The sequence below is a fragment of the Paenibacillus rigui genome, assembly GCF_002234615.1.
GTDB lineage: Bacteria > Bacillota > Bacilli > Paenibacillales > NBRC-103111 > Paenibacillus_S > Paenibacillus_S rigui.
On sequence record NZ_NMQW01000008.1, the window covers coordinates 212,119 to 232,080 of the forward strand.

Annotated in this window: 20 protein-coding genes and 1 riboswitch; of the genes, 17 read left to right on the top strand and 3 right to left on the bottom strand. The window is 53.7% G+C overall.

Going from position 1 to position 19,962, the window contains the following annotated elements:
- Positions 1-35: 35 nt before the first annotated feature.
- Positions 36-950, top strand: a complete 915-nt coding sequence (locus CF651_RS06220; RefSeq protein ID WP_094013985.1) for a nucleoside hydrolase — start codon at positions 36-38, stop codon at positions 948-950.
- 77 nt (positions 951-1,027) lie between these two features.
- On the opposite strand, the gene CF651_RS06225 is transcribed toward CF651_RS06220, so the two are convergent.
- Positions 1,028-1,522, bottom strand: coding sequence for a hypothetical protein (locus CF651_RS06225; RefSeq protein ID WP_094013986.1), 495 nt, complete (start codon positions 1,520-1,522; stop codon positions 1,028-1,030).
- A gap of 136 nt (positions 1,523-1,658) precedes the next feature.
- Between CF651_RS06225 and CF651_RS06230 the strand changes: the two genes are divergently transcribed.
- From CF651_RS06230 to CF651_RS06260, 7 genes are all read left to right on the top strand, one after another.
- The gene (locus CF651_RS06230) at positions 1,659-2,072 is read left to right on the top strand and encodes a BlaI/MecI/CopY family transcriptional regulator (RefSeq protein ID WP_094013987.1); all 414 of its coding nucleotides are present in this window, start codon (positions 1,659-1,661) and stop codon (positions 2,070-2,072) included.
- Positions 2,073-2,075: 3 nt separating this feature from the next.
- Positions 2,076-2,924, top strand: coding sequence for a M56 family metallopeptidase (locus CF651_RS06235; protein WP_094013988.1), 849 nt, complete (start codon positions 2,076-2,078; stop codon positions 2,922-2,924).
- Between the two features lie 75 nt (positions 2,925-2,999).
- Positions 3,000-3,704, top strand: coding sequence for a DsbA family protein (locus CF651_RS06240; RefSeq protein WP_094013989.1), 705 nt, complete (start codon positions 3,000-3,002; stop codon positions 3,702-3,704).
- 6 nt (positions 3,705-3,710) lie between these two features.
- Entirely contained in the window at positions 3,711-4,163 is a 453-nt protein-coding gene (locus CF651_RS06245) for a disulfide oxidoreductase (RefSeq protein ID WP_094013990.1), read from the top strand.
- Positions 4,164-4,299: 136 nt separating this feature from the next.
- A complete protein-coding gene (locus CF651_RS32195) occupies positions 4,300-4,701 on the top strand; it encodes a hypothetical protein (RefSeq protein ID WP_179232704.1) in 402 nt (133 codons plus the stop codon).
- A 112-nt stretch (positions 4,702-4,813) separates the two neighbouring features.
- Positions 4,814-7,057 (top strand): heavy metal translocating P-type ATPase, encoded by a 2,244-nt coding sequence (locus CF651_RS06255; protein ID WP_094013991.1) that lies wholly within the window; start codon positions 4,814-4,816, stop codon positions 7,055-7,057.
- 64 nt (positions 7,058-7,121) lie between these two features.
- Entirely contained in the window at positions 7,122-7,802 is a 681-nt protein-coding gene (locus CF651_RS06260; protein ID WP_094013992.1) for a sulfite exporter TauE/SafE family protein, read from the top strand.
- A 34-nt stretch (positions 7,803-7,836) separates the two neighbouring features.
- Here CF651_RS06260 and CF651_RS06265 read toward each other — a convergent pair whose 3' ends face one another.
- Positions 7,837-8,262, bottom strand: coding sequence for a FixH family protein (locus CF651_RS06265; protein WP_179232705.1), 426 nt, complete (start codon positions 8,260-8,262; stop codon positions 7,837-7,839).
- A gap of 241 nt (positions 8,263-8,503) precedes the next feature.
- Here CF651_RS06265 and CF651_RS06270 point away from each other — a divergent pair, with 241 nt between their 5' ends.
- The 5 genes from CF651_RS06270 (at position 8,504) to pfkB (ending at position 13,582) form a co-directional block, all read left to right on the top strand.
- On the top strand, positions 8,504-8,746 hold the full coding sequence (locus tag CF651_RS06270; protein ID WP_179232706.1) for a DUF1294 domain-containing protein: 243 nt from the start codon (positions 8,504-8,506) through the stop codon (positions 8,744-8,746).
- A 166-nt stretch (positions 8,747-8,912) separates the two neighbouring features.
- Positions 8,913-9,011, top strand: a riboswitch (purine riboswitch).
- 172 nt (positions 9,012-9,183) lie between these two features.
- The gene (locus tag CF651_RS06275) at positions 9,184-10,509 is read left to right on the top strand and encodes a 5'-deoxyadenosine deaminase (RefSeq protein WP_094013994.1); all 1,326 of its coding nucleotides are present in this window, start codon (positions 9,184-9,186) and stop codon (positions 10,507-10,509) included.
- Positions 10,510-10,668: 159 nt separating this feature from the next.
- A complete protein-coding gene (locus CF651_RS06280) occupies positions 10,669-11,724 on the top strand; it encodes an SIS domain-containing protein (protein WP_094013995.1) in 1,056 nt (351 codons plus the stop codon).
- A gap of 49 nt (positions 11,725-11,773) precedes the next feature.
- Entirely contained in the window at positions 11,774-12,640 is an 867-nt protein-coding gene (fba, locus tag CF651_RS06285; protein WP_094013996.1) for a class II fructose-1,6-bisphosphate aldolase, read from the top strand.
- Positions 12,641-12,649: 9 nt separating this feature from the next.
- Positions 12,650-13,582 carry a 1-phosphofructokinase gene (pfkB, locus tag CF651_RS06290; RefSeq protein WP_094013997.1) on the top strand — a complete coding sequence of 311 codons (933 nt, stop codon included), beginning with the start codon at positions 12,650-12,652 and terminating at the stop codon, positions 13,580-13,582.
- An 80-nt stretch (positions 13,583-13,662) separates the two neighbouring features.
- Here pfkB and CF651_RS06295 read toward each other — a convergent pair whose 3' ends face one another.
- Complete coding sequence (locus CF651_RS06295) at positions 13,663-14,676, bottom strand: LacI family DNA-binding transcriptional regulator (protein ID WP_094014115.1); 1,014 nt, start codon at positions 14,674-14,676, stop codon at positions 13,663-13,665.
- A gap of 309 nt (positions 14,677-14,985) precedes the next feature.
- Here CF651_RS06295 and CF651_RS06300 point away from each other — a divergent pair, with 309 nt between their 5' ends.
- The 4 genes from CF651_RS06300 (at position 14,986) to argH (ending at position 19,937) form a co-directional block, all read left to right on the top strand.
- Entirely contained in the window at positions 14,986-15,927 is a 942-nt protein-coding gene (locus CF651_RS06300) for an aldo/keto reductase (protein ID WP_094013998.1), read from the top strand.
- 75 nt (positions 15,928-16,002) lie between these two features.
- The gene (locus CF651_RS06305) at positions 16,003-17,016 is read left to right on the top strand and encodes a zinc-binding alcohol dehydrogenase family protein (protein WP_094013999.1); all 1,014 of its coding nucleotides are present in this window, start codon (positions 16,003-16,005) and stop codon (positions 17,014-17,016) included.
- A gap of 134 nt (positions 17,017-17,150) precedes the next feature.
- Positions 17,151-18,047 (top strand): alpha/beta hydrolase family protein, encoded by an 897-nt coding sequence (locus tag CF651_RS06310; RefSeq protein ID WP_245855731.1) that lies wholly within the window; start codon positions 17,151-17,153, stop codon positions 18,045-18,047.
- Between the two features lie 363 nt (positions 18,048-18,410).
- Entirely contained in the window at positions 18,411-19,937 is a 1,527-nt protein-coding gene (gene argH / locus CF651_RS06315) for an argininosuccinate lyase (RefSeq protein ID WP_094014117.1), read from the top strand.
- Positions 19,938-19,962 lie beyond the last annotated feature (25 nt).

The following is a 19,962-nucleotide window of genomic DNA, read 5'->3' on the forward strand; positions in this document are numbered from 1 at the left end:
ATTCTACATAAAGCCAATACTGAAGGAGCTTATTTATGAAAGCAATTATATTGGATGTCGATACGGGAATTGATGACGCGCTGGCCATTTCCTATGCCGTGCGTTCCCCGGAGCTGAACGTTCTTGGCATTACAACCTGCTTCGGCAACGTAACAGTGGAGGAAGCAACGCGTAACACGTTGGTCGTTCTGGAGCACCTGGATAGTGAGGTGCCAGTCATCCCGGGTGCGGGCAAGCCGTTTTTACGTCAGCCGACCAAGGGCAGCACGCCGCATATTCATGGGGAGGACGGCATCGGCAACACGCTCAAGGAGCTGCCGAAGCGCAGCGCTGAGCAGGGACATGCAGCTCCGTTTATGATTGATCGGATTCAATCCCAGCCGAATCAAGTGACGGTCATTACCGTCGGGACGCTGACGAATCTGGCTCTGGCCATTCAGCAGGCGCCGGACATTGTCCGGCAGGTGGAGCGCGTGGTGGTGATGGGCGGGGCGGTGACGGTCCCCGGGAATGTTACGGCGTACGCCGAAGCTAATGTCTTTGCCGATCCCGATGCGGCGGACTATGTATTCCGTTCAGGGATTCCGGTAACGCTGGTGGGCCTGGATGTGACGATGAAGACGCTACTCTCCATTGAGGAAATGACGAATTGGCGGAACAAGACTTCCAAGCTGGGACCATTTCTTGCCGACATGACCGAATTCTACATGGGGGCGTACGAACGGTTTTATCCGGGGATCGGAGGATGTGCCCTTCATGATCCGTTGGCCGTCGGTGCCGTCATCGAACCTGGCTTTGTGAAATCCGTACCGATGCGCCTGCAGGTAGGGCTCGAAGGAGAAACGCTGGGACGTACAACAGGTACGCCGGATGCGGATGCGAATGTCGCCGTATGCATAGAGGTGGATGCGGACAGGTTCCTTGCCCACTTCCTGAGCCGGGTTTGTTAATCCGATCCATAGTAATGAAAAGCAAAGCAAGACTCCGAGGCGGAGCCGGCTTTGCTTTTTCTTTTGCCGGGAAGGATTTATTTGCACTTTTTTTTCAGCATCAGCGTGCAAGGCTGGTACCTGAAATCGCCGGCGGTTTTGGTGCGTCGAATAATGGTCAGACGGTTGTTGGATTTTTTGAGAATCGTATAGTCGACCGTTTGCCGGGTCTCAATACCGTCTGTAAGGACCGCGCGGACATAGATGTGCTGGCTCGTCTCACGGACGATGCGGAGAGTAACGACTCGAAAGGGGACGATAGGGGGATCGCCGGCTACAACGAGAAGTCTGCCTTTGTAAATGATGGGCCGCATGTTGCACAGCATAATCCGGCTGAAACGCAAGCTCCAGAAGCGGCGGAAGTAATTGATGACCTTACTCACGGTGCTGAATCTCAAGGGCAGCTTGAAGTAAATCCCTCCGTTAACCGTGATTTCCTTGTCCAGATGAGAATCATAGACGGTGAACCAGGCGGACTCGGCTTGGTTGATGAAGCGGCGAAGTCTTGTTAAAGTAACAGCTGTGTTCGGCATCTGATATCACCTCCCTTGCTTTCATTCTATGAATGCCTCTATGAAAAGGAGCGGGTGGGAGCCTTGTCCGTCCTCCGCTGCAGCTTGACTTTTGGAAAATACGACACTACAATTTGTAGTGAGAGGTGTGTTCAAGTTGAAAATACAACATTTTAAAACGAACGAGAGCGGATTGAACCGTTTCTTTGGAACGCTCGAGGCCAAAATTATGGACATCCTTTGGGCTGGGCCGGAAATGGCGATTAAAGACGTTCAGCACAGGCTCGAGCGGGAAAAGCAAGTCAATTTCAATACAGTCATGACGGTCATGAACCGGCTGGTAGAGAAGGGGATTTTGGAGAAAAGAATCGAGGGAAGGTCGTTTCTGTACCGCCCCGTCGTTTCCAAAGACCAGTTCCTGGACAACCAGTCCAAGGAGCTGACGCATGAGCTGATTGAGGAATTCGGCCCCCTGGTTGTGAATCACATGCTGGATGCATTGGAGGAAGCGGATCCGGTGCTGATGGAGAAATTGGAACAAAAAATAAAGCAGCTCAAAAAGGAAACCTGATCCATGTGGGAAAAACGGTCCAGATTGATTTTTTTATCGAGTATGGTGTTGTCCGGAGCGTTGTTCATCCAAATGGGATTGTATCTGCTGCATGTGGTATCCGGCTGGGACGTAAAATACAATGTCATCGAGCTGTGCAGCTCGGTCGTTGTCCATTTCGGCTTTAAAGGGATGGGCTACCTGCTGAACGTTCTTGTATTTCACGCCTTCTTGTACTCCATCTGGTACTGCGGCAGACAGCTTGTTTTATCGAACCAATTTTATAAAAAGCTGCTCCACCTCCGTGACGAAGCCCTGGCGGAGGAGCTGAACCGGAGTTATTGCGGGGGCAAGCCGCTGATCGTTGTGATCCGCACCACAGTGCCGATGGCTTTTGCAATGGGGCTGGTCAAATCCCGCATTGTGCTGTCCACCGGTCTGATGGAATTGCTCGATCCGCAGGAGCTTCAAGCCGTCGTTTATCACGAGCGGTACCATCAGAAGCACGGTGATCCATTAAAAACGTTCCTGCTGTCGCTCCTGTCGTCCGTCATGTGGTATATCCCGATCTTAAAGTCGTTTCAGCATAACTATAAGATCATCAGGGAAGTGCTGGCCGACCATTATGCGATTGAGCAGCAGGGGGATTCGGTTCATCTGGGCAGTGCTTTATTGAAGCTGTTGAAAAAGAACGCGCCTGCGCCGATGCCGTTCGCCCATGTTTCCTTCACCGATACCTCCGTCAACTTGCGGATTCGGCGTATTCTCGAGCCTCAAACGGATATTCCGTTGAAATGGCCGTTTACCCCCGCTGTCATTTCCGTCAAGGTGTTGTTCGTGCTTTGTGCGATGTTTGTCGTCGTGCTGCACTAGTTTAACGTTAGATTATGCTATAATGAAGCAGTTGCTATTATTTGTGCATTTTTAGTAGAAAAGGAAGAGATTTCATTGGCCAATCCATCCAAAAAGTCGAATTACAAAGAGCAGAAGAAGCTGCAAAAGCAAAAAGAGCAGGCCGGCATGAGACGCCTCATGTGGATCACGGCTGCAGTCATCGTGCTGGTTATTGCCGCCGTCGTTGTTTTCCAGCCGAAGTCGGAGCCGGCAGCCATTCCTTATGAGACGATGCCATCCCTCGGAGATGCGAATGCACCGGTCAAAATCGTCGAGCTGGGCGATTACAAATGCCCGTCCTGCCAATTTTTCAGTCAGCAGATCGAACCGAAGCTGAAGGCGGATTTTATCGACAAAGGAATCGCCTCCTTGCATTTCATGAACTTTACGATTATCGGTCCGGACTCCACGACAGCTGCGTTGGCAGCCCAATCGATTTTTCATCAAAATAACGAAGCGTATTGGAAGTTTTATAACGCAATCTATAAAAATCAGCCGGATGAGAAGCTGACCTGGGCAACGCCGCAATATTTGGTAGACCTCGCCCGCAAAGAAGCGCTGCCTATCGACTTTGATAAGCTGCAGCAGGATATTACATCCAAAACGTATCAAAAAGAAGTGGATCAGCATAATGCTTTCGCGAACAAAAACAGGGTGAACAGCACGCCGACCCTGTTTATCAACGGCAAGAAATTCGAAGATGCCAATGACTACGCCAAACTAAAGGCAGCGATCGAAAAGGCGCAAAAGGGTGAGTAAAGCCGCATGTTAAAGCGATACGGAATGTATATGGCTTGGGTGGTCTCCTTGGTTGCCGTGGGGGGCAGCCTGTTCTTTAGCGAGGTATTACGGTTCGAGCCCTGCAAGCTGTGCTGGTTTCAGCGCATTTTTATGTACCCTCAGGTGATTCTGCTGGGTATGGCCTGCTACAAAAATGACCGGAGGCTCATTCCTTACGTGCTGCCTCTAAGTATCATCGGCGGACTTATTTCGGCATATCATTATGCCGAGCAGAAAATTCCGGGCTTGGCCAAGCTGCTGCCGTGTACGGTCGGTGTGCCTTGCGATCAAGATTATATCGATTGGTTCGGATTTGTTACGATTCCGTTTCTGGCGCTGATCGCTTTTATATTAATTACGGTTTGCTTGTCTTTTGCTCTCAAGGGTCAATCCGGTGACGACGAAGAGCAAGATGCCGAGCAAGAACGTTCCATTTAAAGCAGGTCGCGTTTGAAATAGGATGAAGCGGTCCTGAGGTCTGATGACTTCGGGACCGCTTTTTTTTGTGCGCAGATAAGAAAGTATAAGGTTCTCAGCCTTCGCCTACTTTAACCAAAGCACGCCGCCTGGAAAGATGGCAATGCCGGTTATCCTCGCACGCAAAACCGGCATTTTAGCGTCTGGATCTGGCTTGGGAGATGTGGGCTCTGCCAGGGCTTTTTCTGTAGCCTGCCGTATTCACGTTGCAGAACTCATCTCTTTCGGAGTAAGCCACGACGTGTTTATATACCGGTACGCAATGGTGGCGATTGACGACTTCGACCTGATGAACGACTTCTACGAGTTGAGGATGATAGAAATCACGGATCACCTGTCTTGGCGGGTCACAAATAATTTTCGCTGGAGGACAACAAAATTGGTGATGTCCATGGGACATGTTAAATCAACTCCTTTCTTTGATGATGTAGTATACGAGACCTCTGATTACTTCGATTGTTCATTTGTCATGGGAGTACATATATTTATTTTTGCATAAAATAGGCAGTTGAATTAGAACGGGGATGGCATGATTGGGCTGGCCAGTCCATATATTGGAACATGGGTTGTAAGAACCGGATCCTATTCTCACAATGATGGAGTGAAGCCAAATGAGCGGGCCAACGCCTACGGCAGTGCGGCAAGTGGTGATGAGCATTTCGGGAATGACCTGTGCGGCATGTGCTGCACGAATCGAGAAGGCGGTAGGGAGGATGGAGGGCGTTCAGGATGTCAGCGTGAATCTGGCATTGAACAGTGCATCCTTAAGGCTCCAGCCCCATCAAATTACAACTGAACAAATTGAACATAAAATTGGTCAGCTCGGCTATTCAGCGCAAGTGCGCAACGATTCGGGAGAATCGGATAAGTCGACGGATCGGCTCGGGACCGGGACAACCGGCTGGATGGCATTCCTCTCCCTGCTGCTTACGCTGCCTTTCCTTTGGGCCATGATGGCGCATCATTCGCTTACCTCCGGCTGGTGGGTGCCCGGCTTGCTGTCGAATCCCTGGTTCCAGCTGACCCTTGCGACCCTTGCACAATTCGCCATCGGACAGCCGTTCTACCGGGGCGCTTATTATGCCGTTAAAAATGGCGGGGCCAATATGGATGTCCTCGTCGTGATGGGGACCTCGGCCGCTTATTTTTACAGCCATTATTTGATGTTTCACGGCTCGGTACAGCCGGGGCACACCCAGGGCCATCATGGATCGGGGCCGCTTTATTTTGACGCGAGCGTCATGATTTTCACCATCGTATGGCTGGGCAAATGGCTTGAGGCGATCTCAAAGAAGCGCACGCTGTCCAGCTTGAAGCAGCTGCAGAAGCTGCGGCCTGAAACAGCTCATGTGCTGCGGGGCGAAAAGGAGGCTCGCGTTCCTTTTGCAGAGGTGCGTGAAGGGGACGTTCTAGTGATCCGTCCGGGAGACCAGGTTGCGGCCGACGGGTTCATTATGGAAGGCTGTGCAGCCGTGGATGAATCGATGATCAGCGGCGAGAGCGTACCTGTTGACAAGCAGCCCGGAGACGGGGTGATCAGCGGAACGATCAATCTGAACGGCGTGCTGATGGTGCGGGCAAGCCGGGTGGGGCAGCAGTCGACGATTGCCCGAATGATTCGCATGATGGAAGAGGCACAGGCTGCCAAGCCGCCCATTCAGCGGATGGCCGACAAAATATCGGCTGTTTTCGTCCCGATCATTATCGCTGTCGCCGCGGTAACTTTCGCAGTGTGGTACATCGCCCTGGAGCCGGGAGAGGCAGGAGGCGCACTGGAGAAGGCCATTGCTGTCCTGCTGATTGCCTGCCCCTGCGCCTTGGGGCTGGCGACCCCGACCTCGATCCTGGTTGGCTCGGGCAGAGCGGCGCAATCCGGTATTTTGTTCAAGGAAGGCAAGCAGCTGGAGGTGCTTCCTCACACGGATGTCATCCTGCTGGACAAAACAGGCACATTGACCGCGGGCAAGCCGCGATGGGTTGACGCCATTGCGTCCCGGGGGCAGGTGACGACACTGCTGCGCATCGTGTCCGGAGCGGAGCAGCATGCGGAGCATCCGCTCGGCCGGGCTATCGTGCAGGAGGCGCTGCACCGCGGCATACTGCTGCCGGAGGCCGAGCAATTCGAGGCATCGCCCGGCAAGGGAATCCGCGCGGTTGTTGAAGGGCGGAGCGTGCTGACCGGCAGCCGGCAATGGCTGCTCGAAAGCGGTGTGGCGGGTGTGCCGGCCGTTACGGGAATCAGCATGCTGGAGCGGTGGGAGCAGGAAGGCTGCAATGTGGTGCACGCAGCGGTTGACGGCCAATGGGCCGGTGCCTTCGCGCTGCGAGACATGCTGAAGCCGGCAGCGCGCAAAGCGGTGCGGCAGCTGAAGGCATTGGGGCTGGATGTCAGGATGGTCACCGGCGACCATACCCGGACGGCAAGAGCCATTGCCAAGCAGGTTGGACTCGACCGCGTCGCCGCTGAGGTGCTCCCCGAGGGCAAGGTTGATTTGGTGCGTCAGCTGCAGCGGGAGGGGAAGAAGGTGACGATGGTCGGGGATGGCATCAACGATGCACCGGCACTTGCCGCTGCGGATGTCGGCATTTCCTTCGCACGGGGGACGGACATCGCCAAATCGGCGGCGGATGTGATCCTGCTGCAGGGCGACCTTACAGCTATCGTAAGGGCGATCCGGATCAGCCGAGGTACGATGCGGGTCATCAGGCAAAATCTGATGTTCTCCCTGTTTTACAATGCGCTGGCGATACCGCTGGCCGTCATAGGCTACCTGGCTCCATGGATGGCTTGTACGGCGATGGCGCTCAGCTCCGTGACAGTTATTTGCAACGCTTTGCGGCTGCAAAGGGCGTAATGCGAAGCGGCAGCTGGAAGGATGAGCTTGAGACGATGTTTCTGGGGAGGGGGAAAGGAATGCGATGAATGCTGATGCGCTCTTTATGGCTGCCCTGACGGGGATTATGGGCGCTCCGCATTGTATCGGCATGTGCGGTGGTACGGTTAGCGGCTTTGCACTTCATGCCGATACAAGTGCGCTGCGTGCCGTGACGGCCTACAATTTGGGCAGGGTAACCACCTACACAGGGCTCGGGGTACTGATGGGCACCGTCGGTTCGTTCGTCGATGTGGCGGGGAAGCTTGCCGGGATTCAAGGAGTGGCGAGCATTGCCGGAGGCGTGCTCATTCTGCTGTGGGCCTTCCGCAGGTACGCGCTGCCGCTCGCGCGGTGGGGACCGCTTCGGCTCGCACCGCTGAGCCGTTATATGGAGCAGCTCCGTGCGCGCAAGGACAGCGCCGCTATTTACATGAGCGGCATTCTGCTCGGGTTCATCCCGTGCGGCATGACTTATGCCATGCAGATGAACGCCGCAGCGAGCGGTCACGCCTGGAGCGGCGCGCTGCTGATGGCCGTGTTCGGGTTGTCGACACTGCCCGCTCTGTATTTCGCCGGGCTGTTCGCAGGCGCAATCAAGAAAACGCTGCGCAGGCATGTGCTGCGCATAGGGCAGATGGTCGCCGTCTGGATCGGCGTTATCTCGATTTTACGCGGGCTGGCGGCAAACGGCTGGATTCCCAGCGTTCATCCCTGGCTTTGGTAGCTGTGCATTCCAGCGCAACGCTCCTTAAAGAGACTTACCTTACGGAAAGAAAAGGGTGCTCGATCGTATACTTGTGTCCGTTCAGCGCGACGGAGACTTCGGCGGAGGAGCGGCCGGCCATCAGAGGAATGCCTTCGCCGCGATAAATCCCGGGCTCAACTTCCTCGGCTTGAGCCGTACTGACACCGCAGAACATATCAGGCATCGAGATGGCGATGGAGACGGAGGCACCGCGGACCGGTGTGTTGTTAGCCTCCCGTACGCTAACCGTAAACGTGTTCGGCTTTAACACCTTGGCCTCCGCGGAAGCCATTTGAACTTGGAGCGTATACGGACCGGAGGTGGCGACGGATGTAGGGGAATAGTGCTGTGACGAGGCTTTGCGCGAGACGATCAAGGCGGCGCACAGCACCACACAAACGATAACCAGGGTATACAGGAACAGGCTGCTTCGGGTCATGCTCGATCGACCTTCTTTCGTGTGCATGAATCTGGGTTCCCTAATAATATGTCGATTTATACTGGATTAAGAACTGCGACAACCGTAAATCATGCACCAAGGATGCCGCGAGGCATTTTTCTCAAGATGCGCCTTTTGTCCAAAAAAGGTACAATGGTGTATACGAAGAAATTCGTGTATCATTGGACTTTTGCTGCGGGAGGCGGAGAAGCTGCGTATTTTTATCGCTTATCTAGTAATCATGAACATCATTAGTTTCTGTTTGATGGCTTACGACAAATCACAGGCGGGTCAACGGAAGAGAAGAGTGCCCGAGAAGCGATTGTTTGGCTATGCCGCATTCGGTGGGGCACTGGGCGCATGGGCCGGGATGTATACCTGGCGCCACAAAACGAAGCATACTTCCTTCGTTCTTGGCATCCCCGCGCTGCTTGCCGTCAATGCGGTTCTGGTTTATTTTATTGCTCGAGGCCTGAATTCGTAAAGTAAATTCTTTCCCTTAAATCCGAATATTTACGAATGTTATTATATATTATGTTCGTATATGTACCTATTAAGAGATGATAGAAGGACAATTTTCGCAAAACAGCGATCCTTTTCGTTGACTCGCCTTTGGTCATCGGGTAGAATAAAAGCCATAAGCAAGAGGTCATCACCATCGCATTCCAATTCGTATATCCTCAATAATCGGATTGAGGCTCTCTAGAAGGAACCGTGAATTCCTAACTACGAATGACAGAGCTTTTATGTCATGTTCGTTGTTAGGATTTTTTGCGTAGATTAAGAAAGTAGAAGTTTCCCAGCTTTCGTCTACCTTGACAAACGCATGCCGTCATAAAGATGGCGAAGCCGTTTATCCTTGGTTCGCGGTTGACTGTTTTACACAAGGAATGAATTGAATCCGGGAAGGGAAGTGGAGTCATGGCGACAACTTTGATAAAGAACGCCTGCATTGTGACCATGAATGCAGCGAATGACGTATTGAACGGTGAAGTGCTGATTGAGGATGACCGCATTGTCCAGGTAGGAGCGAAGCTTGATGAAGCGGCAGCGGATACGGTGCTGGATGCAGGCGGAAAGGTGCTGCTGCCCGGCTTCGTGCAGACGCATATTCATCTGTGCCAAACCTTGTTCCGCGGCAGAGCCGACGATTTGGAGCTGCTGGACTGGCTGCGCAAAAAAATATGGCCCCTCGAAGCGGCTCATGACGAGGAATCGATCTATTACTCCGCTCTGCTGGGCATCGGGGAGCTGATCCGCAGCGGTACAACGACCATTCTGGATATGGAGACGGTTCGCCATACGGATTATGCTTTTCAAGCCATGGCACAGAGCGGTATCCGGGCCATCTCCGGGAAGGTTATGATGGATCACGGGGCGAATGTGCCGGCTATTTTGCTGGAGGATACGGACGCTTCTTTGAAGGAAAGCGAGGCCTTGCTGAACAAATGGCACGGACATGACAACGGCCGGCTGCAGTACGCCTTTTGCCCGAGATTTGTAGTGTCCTGCACGGAACAACTGTTGACGGGGGTACGCGATTTATCGAAGCAGCACAATGTGCTGGTGCATACTCATGCCTCCGAGAACCGGGGGGAAATCGAGCTTGTCGAATCGGAAAGAGGCATGCGTAACGTAACCTACCTCGATCATATCGGGCTAGCCTCACCTCAGCTGGTGCTGGCCCACTGTGTATGGCTGGATGAGCAGGAGAAGGAAATCATTCGCAGCCGCGGTGTGAAGGTAACGCACTGCCCGGGCTCCAATATGAAGCTGGCGTCGGGGCTCGCTGAAATACCGGACCTGCTGGGCCGCCACATTCACGTTGGCATAGGCGCGGACGGAGCCCCTTGCAACAACAATCTGGATATGTTCCAGGAAATGCGGCTCACCGCCTACATCCAGAAGGTTCAGCATGGGCCGACGGTCATGAACGCCCGTTCCGTTCTGCGCCTGGCCACGATGGGCGGGGCCGAGGTGCTGGGGCTTGAGCATGAAATTGGCAGTATCGAACCGGGGAAAAAGGCGGATTTGCAGCTGCTTGATTTGTATGACTTCCACTCCTTCCCCTCCTATGATGTCGATTTATTTTCGCGTATCGTCTATTCCGCAACCCGGGGGGATGTCGATACGGTATTTATTGACGGAAAGATCGTGATGGAGAACAAGCTGGTCAAAACGATCGACAAAGATCTTGTGCTTAAGGAATCCGATCAAGCGATAAAAAGATTGCTGACCCGAATCTGATGAATTGATCAATAAAACCGCATCCATAGGAAACATACTGAAAAAGACCATCCGATCGATGAACTCGAACGGATGGTTTCTTTTTGTGTTGAATAAAATGATTGAAAAAATCAAAAAAATGACGTAATATTTCATTATAAACAGGAGAGGGGCAATCCAATGACAATATTCGGTCAATTTACGTATCCTGAAATTTCCTCGCAAGCGGAGGCGCTGCAGGCGGCTTGGGGTCAGCTGGAGCAGCAGCAGGCATGGATTCAGTCCTATTTACTGCATCCGGAAGCGGATGAAATTATTTTTATCGGCTCGGGCTCTTCTTATTATCAGGCGCTATCGATGGCTTCAACCTGCCGTACATGGCTTGGCAAAAGCGCAGCGGCTTATCCTTCATCCGAGCTGTTTTTATTTGGCAGGCAGGCTATGCCGGGGCACCGCCATTATTTGGTCATCGGCGTATCCCGTTCCGGGGAGTCAACGGAGGTTATTTTGGCTCTGGAAGCCGTGCGTGAGCTGTCGAATGTTACCGTGGCGGGCATTACTTGTTATGAGAACAGCAAGCTGGCACAGATTGCGGACTGCCTTCTCTCTCCGCTCGGGAAAGAAACAAGCACGGTGATGACAAAATCGTTCAGCAGCATGACGTTTATGATGCAAACGGCGATCGCCAAGGCGTCGGGACATGAACCATGGGTGCGGGAGATGGAGCAAGTGCTGCAGGCGGATGCGGGCGTAACGGCCGGCTCGGATAGTTTCATCCGAAATCTCGTGGCTCAAAACGATTTCCAGAAATATATATACCTGGGCATGGGGACCGCTTACGGCATCTCGCTCGAAGCTTGCCTGAAGATCAAAGAAATGTCCTACGTGTGGACGGAAGCCTACGGCACGCTGGAATTCCGCCATGGACCCAAATCGGTGGTAGAGCCGGGGACGCTGGTCTGCCTGCTGCTATCCGAGCAAGCCCGTCCGTACGAGTTGAAGGTTGCACAGGAAATGCAGGCATACGGTGCCTTCGTTCTGCTGCTGACCGCGAAGCAAGGGGACGATACCTCTTTTGCGGATGCCGTACTGGAGGTTGGAGGCGAGGCTTTGTCCGATGAAGCGCGCAGTGTGTTGTATTTGCCCGCTCTGCAGTATTTAGGCTATTACACCGCAATGAAGCGGGGAGTCAACCCTGATACGCCTCGGAATTTGACGCAAGTGGTCATTATTTAATCCCTGGCTCCAGGCTAATCCAATTATCGAAAATCGGAGGTACAGCAATATGCCATTAGTGTCGTCGACCCCTTTATTGGAAGCGGCAAGAGCGCAGGGCTATGGAATCGGGGCCTTTAACGTCCATACGCTCGAGATGCTGCAGGCAGTAGTCGAGGCGGCGGAGGAGACGCAGTCGCCGCTCATTCTTCAGTCCACCGTCGGGACCGTCAAGCATTTGGGTGCCGACTATATTGCTGCGGCCGCACAGACGGCAGCCGCCCGCGCCCATGTTCCCATCGCGCTGCATCTGGATCATTGCACGGATTTCGATACGATCATTCAATGTATTCGCGCAGGCTATACATCCGTTATGATCGACGCGTCCATGCACAGCTTTGAGGAAAATGTAATCCAAACCCGCCGTGTCGTGGACATTGCCAGAGCCGCGGGTGTCAATGTCGAAGCCGAGCTGGGCAAGGTCGGCGGTGTCGAGGACGACATCGTCGTCGCGGAGCACGAAGCGCTGATGGCGGACCCGGACGAATGCGTCCGCTTCGTCGAGCTGACGGGCGTGCCGACGCTGGCGCCGGCCATCGGAACGGCACATGGCATCTACAAGGGAGAGCCGAATATTGACTTCGGCCGGATCGAACGGATCGCGGGCAAGGTTCCGCTGCCCTTAGTGCTGCATGGCGGATCCGGCATTCCGGAGGAGCAGGTGAAACGCTGCATTTCACTTGGCATGGCCAAGATGAACATTGCTACGGAGATCCGCATTATTTTCTCTAATGCCATCAAAAAGGTATTTGCCGAGCATCCGTCGGAGAACGATCCGCGTAAATATATGATTCCTGCCAAACAAGCCGTGAAGGAAGCGGCGATGGATAAAATGCGGATGGTCGGCAGCATAGGTAAAGCCAAGGAATGGAAGTGATCCTAGCCCATGATTACTACAGTTACATTGAATGCGGCTATCGATAAAACATATTATATGCCCCGGTTTTCCTTGGGCCGGGTATCCCGTGTGCACAACGTGTACGCAGAGCCGGGAGGCAAAGGGATTAATGTAGCCCGGGTCATACATTTGTTGGGATATCCGGTTGTAGCCACCGGTTTTCTGGGTGGAAGCAACGGGGAATGGATTCGCAGAGGCTTGGAACGCCAAGAGCTTGCTCATGATTTCGTAAATGTGGATGGTGAATCCCGGTTATGCTTGAATCTGATCGATGAATCGGCGGGCGAGTCTACCGAGGTGCTGGAGCCGGGGCCTGAGATTTCGGAGAAGGCGATGGAGCAATTGGCCGAAACCGTGCAGCGGCTGGCGAGGCAATCCTCAATCGTCTGCTTCAGCGGCAGTTTGCCCCGGGGGGTGCCGAGCGACTATTATGCGAGGCTCGTTACCGTGACCAAGCAAGCCGGGGCCAAGGCTTTTCTCGATGCAAGCGGCCCGGCGCTGCAAAGCGGCATCAAAGCGGCCCCCTGTTTCATTAAACCGAATCAGGAGGAGATGGCCCAGTTGCTCGGTTCGGCTTGGAACGAAAAGCAGGACACATTGCTGGAGCAGCTGGACACCCTGCACCAATCCGGCCTGGAGACCATCAGCGTCTCCTTGGGTGCGGAGGGGGCGTATACGTCTCATTCCATGAAGCGGTACCGGGTCCGGGCTCCACATCTACGGGCCGTGAATACGGTAGGCTGTGGGGACGCCTATGTCGCCGGAATGGCGGTGGCGGTTCATCGGGGGCTGCCGATAAAGGGCTGCCTCGCCTATGCCGCCGCAGCCGGCTCCGCCAATGCGTTAACGGCCCGTGCGGGATATGTGGACCCGCTGGATGTAGAGGAACTGCTGGGTCAGGTGACTGTCGAGGGTGAATAAGGAACGCTAGCCAGCCGGCGAGTATGTTTATCAAAATGAGAAAAGCAGCCTCGGCGGAAGTGGAAGCCGAGGCTGCTTCATTACAGCTTTCGATCGGTAGATTTTCGTATAATCAGCTCCGAGGGCAGGACAACCTTCCGGGTGGAGGGAGGGGCCGTGCCTTCAATTCGCTCGATCAGCATTTGCATCCCCATATATCCCATATCATAGGCAGGCTGGGCGGCAACGGTTAAGAACGGGTTATAGTCGGGAATCGGCTCGGGATCGTCGAAGCAGGCAACGGCAACATCGCCGGGAACGTCTATCTGCATCTGGCGCAGTGCGCGGATCGTATTGACTCCGATAAAATTGTTGGCTGCGAGAATCGCAGTCGGGCGCTCATCCGGCGTAAGTCTGATGAGTGTATTGACAATATCCGAAAGGTTATCCTGACGGAAATGCGTCTCAATAAACAGCTGGGGATTCAGCTCCAAACCGTTCAAGAGCAACGCCTCCTGAAAAGCCTGCTTTCTTTCCCTGGCGTTGGAAACGCTGGAAGGGCCGTTGATCAAAGCAATTTTGCGGTGCCCTTGTTCCACAAGATGGGCAACAAGCTTACGGGTAGTTTCCGGGTTGTCTCCAAGGACGAGGTCGCTTGTCATCCCGTCGACATGCCGGTCGATGAGCACGAAGGGCACTTTGCGCTTCACTAGCTTCCGCAGGTTGGCAAGCGAGCCGTCCCCTGCAGGAGCTATGAGTACCCCATCCACCTTGCTTGACAGCAGCAGATCGATGTACCTGGATTCCTTCATCGTCTGCTCGTCCGTGTTGCCAAGTAAAAGCTGATATCCTGACTGCATCGCCTTATCCTCGGCTCCTCGGGCAATCGTCGTGAAGAAAGGATTCGAAATGTCCGATATCACAAGGGAAACGAGCTTCGTTTCCTTGGAGATGAGACTTCGGGCTTGTTTATTCGGAATATAATCCAGCTCCTCGATCACGGCCTCGACCTTTAACCGCGTCTTCTCACTGATGAGAGGAGATCGGTTGATTACCCGGGACACCGTCATGGGGGAGACATTCGCTTTCTTGGCGACATCATATATGGTAACCATAAGGGTGAACGTTCCTTTCGGAGTAATGACTTGGGGTTGCAGGTGCAAGCCCGTCAATGAAATGGGCATGGCTCCTATTTTGGAACAATTAGCGCTATTTATCAAGTCGGGAGAACGAACTATTTGGAGAAGCAAACCTATGGATTGACGTTAGTTTCATTTGCTGGTAAGGTTATGTTATCGGTAACATAAAAATATCATAAGCTGCAGGAACAAGCAACGAGATTATAATCTATGTCCTTTCACAGAAAGGGAAACCGCTTTCAAATGCAGAATAAGTAAAATGAAGCAAGGGGGATATGAGCATTTATGAAGTACAGAAAGCTGGGCAAGACGGAACTGGATGTGTCTGTATTGAGCTTCGGGGCCTCTTCTCTTGGAAGCGTGTTCCGCGAAATCGATGATCATGAGGGCATTCGCACCGTTCATGAAGCGGTGGAGCTGGGGATCAACCTGATTGACGTGTCACCCTACTACGGACTGACTAAAGCCGAGAGCGTCCTTGGGCAGGCCATCCGGGAAATGGATCGAAGCCGGTTTTATTTAACGACGAAGGCTGGCCGTTACGGCGGCGATGCATTTGATTTCTCGGCGGACCGTATTCAACGCAGCGTGGAGGAGAGCCTGGCTCGGCTGCATACGGACTACATCGATATATTATATTTGCATGATATTGAATTCGGCTCCATGCGCCAAATCATTGAGGAGAGCCTGCCCTCGCTTCAGAAGCTGAAGCAGGAAGGGAAGATCCGGTTTGCGGGCATATCGGGCTTGCCTCTCCAAATATTCCGGTCCGTACTGAACGCGCCGGAGGCGGACGGATTTGTTGATAGCGTGTTATCCTACTGCCACTATTCCTTGAATGACACCTCGCTGCTTGAGCTGCTGCCCCAGTTGGATGCCAAAGGAATCGGATTGGTGAATGCGTCCCCGTTATCGATGGGCTTGCTGAGCGGCAAAGAGCCCCCGGACTGGCATCCGGCAGGTGCAAAGGTCAAGGAAGTGTGCCGTCAAACAGCTGAAGCTTGCGCTGCCGAGGGAATTAACCTGCCTAAGCTGGCGATTCAATTCGCTGTAGCTCATGAAGGCATTCCGACGACGCTGGTCAGTACGGCAAGGCCGGAAAACATCGCCACGAACGCAGCGTGGACCGACGAGCCGATAGATCCGCAAGCGCTGCTGCGGGTGCAGGAGCTGCTGGCACCCATCCATAATGAGACTTGGCTGAGCGGCAGACCGGAAAATAACTAGTCGTGCAAGCGGGACTGTTGTGTTGATGCCGGAAGGCAGGGGCATTTCATTATAAATCAAAAGGAGAGCGAACTCATGAGAACAATTGTGTGCGAAGAACCGAACCGCTTTGCAATGAAGGAAACCGGGATGCCGACAGCCTTGGAGGGAGAAGCGCTCATTCGCATCCGCCGGATTGGTATTTGCGGTACCGACCTGCATGCGTATCGCGGTAACCAGCCCTTTTTCGAATATCCCCGTATTTTGGGGCATGAGCTGGCCGGTGAAATCGTAGAGATCGGCAGCAACAGCCGTGGGCTGCAGCCGGGCGACACGGTAACGATTATGCCCTATTTGGAATGCGGACGCTGCATCGCATGCCGTACCGGCAAAACGAACTGCTGCACACAGATGAGGGTATTGGGCGTCCATCAGGATGGGGGCATGCGCGAGTATATGACGGTTCCCGCAGATCATTTGTTGAAGGCGGACGGCTTGAGTCTGGAGCAAACCGCGATTGTAGAATGCCTAAGCATCGGTGCCCATGCGGTACGCAGAGCGGATATTGCTCCGAGCGAATTTGCGCTGGTTATCGGGGCGGGTCCCATTGGTTTAGGCGTCATGAAATTTGCCAAGCTGGCAGGGGCGCAGGTCATTGCGCTGGACATCAATGATGCACGTCTCCAGTATTGCAAGGATTGGGCTCCGGCTGACTATACCGTGAACGTGAAGAACGATCCGGTGAAGGAAATCGAAGCGATTACCGGAGGGGACTTCCCGACGGTCGTTTTCGATGCGACGGGCAATGCGAAGTCGATGGAGAGTGCATTCCAATATGTTTCGCATGGCGGACGGCTCGTGTATGTCGGCCTGGTCAAAGCGGATATTTCGTTCCATGATCCGGAATTCCATAAGCGCGAGCTGACGGTGATGGGAAGCCGGAATGCGACGATTGTTGATTTCGAGCACGTCATTGACAGCTTGCGCAGCGGACAGATTGATACGGATTCGTTTATTACGCACCGCGTCGGCTTTGAAGACATGATCGGTGCCTACGAGTCCTGGCTTAAGCCGGAAACCGGCGTTATCAAGGCGATAGTGGAGCTGTAGAAGCAGGCGGCTCACAGCTTGCCCGGATGGGCATTACTTTATCCTAATAGGTCCATATGCTACAATGAACTCATTCCGATCAAGCTTATAGAAATGATGAGTTTCATGTTATAGAACGAAAGGGAGCGAAAGGGTTGAGCGAATCGTTTTCCAGAATCGCACATAAGCCGTTCATTTTGGCTGCAGGCCAGCTGGCCACAGGGGAACCCCTATTTTTACGCGGAGATGTCAGAGTTGGTGAAGGTTCTGAGACGGTATCTTCTACAAGGCCCAAACCGGTGCTCGTCATCTGCCATGGGTTTAAAGGCTTTAAGGATTGGGGCTTTTTCCCTTATGCAGCAAACCGGTTTGCCGAGGAAGGATTTTATACGATAACGTTTAATTTTTCGTGCAATGGCGTGGCAGAGACGGATTTCGATGAGCTGAACAAGTTTGCGCTTAACACCTATTCCCGCGAGCAGAATGATTTGGCGATTTTATTGGAGGCTGCGCGAAGCAAGCAGCTGCCGTTATCGAGCCATGCGGACACTGGGCGGGTGCTGCTGCTGGGCCACAGCCGTGGAGGAGGCAGCAGCATTTTATATGCAGCGGATCACCCCGACGAAGTGAAGGCGATGGTGACCTGGAACGGGATTGCGAAAGCGGATTTGTTCGATGATGCGTTTAAGGAACAGATAGCCAGCCATGGCGTGGCGTATGTTGCCAATGCGCGGACAAAGCAGGAAATGCCGATACGTTCAACCTTTTACGAGGATTTAGAGCAGCATGGCGAGCGGTATCATATCGTCAAGAGACTCTCGGAGCTTACCTTGCCTGTGCTTCTGGTGCAGGGAGATCAGGATTCTCCCCGTTTGGTGGAAGGGTTCGAGGCGATGCGCTTGGGTGCAACGCAGCATAAAGCGGCCATCATTGCAGGAGGCAACCATACGCTCGGGGCGGTGCATCCGTTTGTTACGACGACCCCTTTTTTGGAAGAGGCCATTCGGTTGACTGTGCAATTTTTCAAGAAAGCGATAGATCCCTCGATATAAGCATGAAGCATAAAAAACTGCGCTTAGGATCGGTTCCCCGGTTCCCGGGCGCAGTTTTTGCTATGTAAGAAAGAACACTGCCATATGGTCATGGAAGCGCTAATGGAGCTTCTGCATTCCAGCACTCATGGCTCTGGCTCTGCCCCTGACCCTGACCCTCTTTATTCAAGTGAACACGATGAACTAAAGCGTATTTTATATCCCGGATAACGATTGACAATAGCTGGAAAACATTTTACTATTTCAGTAAACCAACTACCGGAACACCGGAGACACGTGCAAATCGGGCCTTTCAAAGCCTGAAATCCGTGTCTTTTTTTCGTGATGCCGAAGCGTGCGTTTCCGGTATTCCTGTGCTTACTGATGTTGGAACCGCGAGGGAGAGTGGAAGTGTTGACCAACCATGTTACAAGTGAGGGGGATCGGTTCCCGGGAAAAACGTATGCTGAGGTCGTGCTGCAGCCGGCTTATGACCAAGCAAAGGCGGAACTGCTGGAACCGATGATGGCGGTAAACAAGGCCCATCTGATTATGCTGCACGAGCAGCGGCTGGTGAGCGAAGGCGACGCGGCTCTTATCGCCCGTGCTTTGCGGGATTTGGATCTTGCAGGGCTGAGAAGCAGCACCTATACCGGGCAATTTGAAGATCTGTTCTTTCAGGTGGAGCATGAACTGATGGCTTTAGCCGGAGAGGCTGCTGGCAATCTGCACTTGGGACGCAGCCGCAATGATATGGGGATTGCGATCTATCGCATCGTGCTGCGGGACAAGCTGCTCCAGACTATCGACTCGTCGCTGTTCCTGCTGGAGAAGCTGCTGCGCTTCGCCGCCGATCATACGGATACCGTTATGATCGGCTACACGCATACGCAGCATGCCCAGCCTACGACGCTGGGCCACTACATCGCCGGCGTCGCAGACTCGCTCGGCCGGGACATCCGAAGGCTGATGGCCGCCTACGGAAACTGCAACCGCAGCAGCATGGGGGCTGCGGCGTTAACGACCTCCGGCTTTCCGATCAGCCGGGAGCGGGTGGCCGTGCTCCTCGCCTTCGACGGCCTGATCGAGAATTCCTACGATGCCGTCAGCGGGGCGGACTACGTCGGCGAGATCGCAGCCGGCGTACAGTTGGCGGCTATCGGTTTAGGCCGTTTCGTGCAGGAGCTGCTGCTCTGGTGCACGCAGGAGTTTGCGGTGCTTCGCGTGGCGGCCCCTTATGTGCAGGTGAGCTCGATTATGCCGCAAAAGCGCAATCCGGTATCGATCGAGCACATGCGTTCCTTATTATCGAGCTGCGTCGGGACGTCGCAAACCGTGTTGACGATGATGCACAACACGCCGTTCGGCGATATTGTGGATACGGAGGATGACATGCAGCCCTATGCTTGGAAAAGCTTAAGCACGCTGGAATCAGTGTACCGGCTGCTTGGGCATGTCATCGCTACGCTCGAAATCAACCGTGAATTGCTGCGCAGCCGTGCGGAGAACAGCTTTGCCACTGTGACAGAGCTCGCGGATACACTGGTGCGGACGCAGGGGCTTTCGTTCCGGACGGCACACGGCATTGTAAGCAGGGTGGTGAAGAAAGTGTCGGAGCAAGGCGGATCCGCTCAAAGCGTGAGCTTAAAGCTTTTGAAGGAAACAGCTGTTGAGGTGAGCGGAAGAGAGCTTTCACTTACAGAGGAGGAGCTGAGACAGGCGTTGAATCCGGCTTATTTTGTAGAAGTCCGCAAGCTGATGGGGGGGCCGAATCCGCAGGAGGTGCTGCGGGCTCTAACCGGACAAGAACAAAGGCTCTCTGAACAAAGGGCATGGCTGATTGAGAAACGCAATGGCATGATTAAGGGGCAGGAGCAGGTGGAGCTTATTTTAGCTTCATGGTTGGTATAGGCGAACTAGGGGGAGAGGGCCGGAA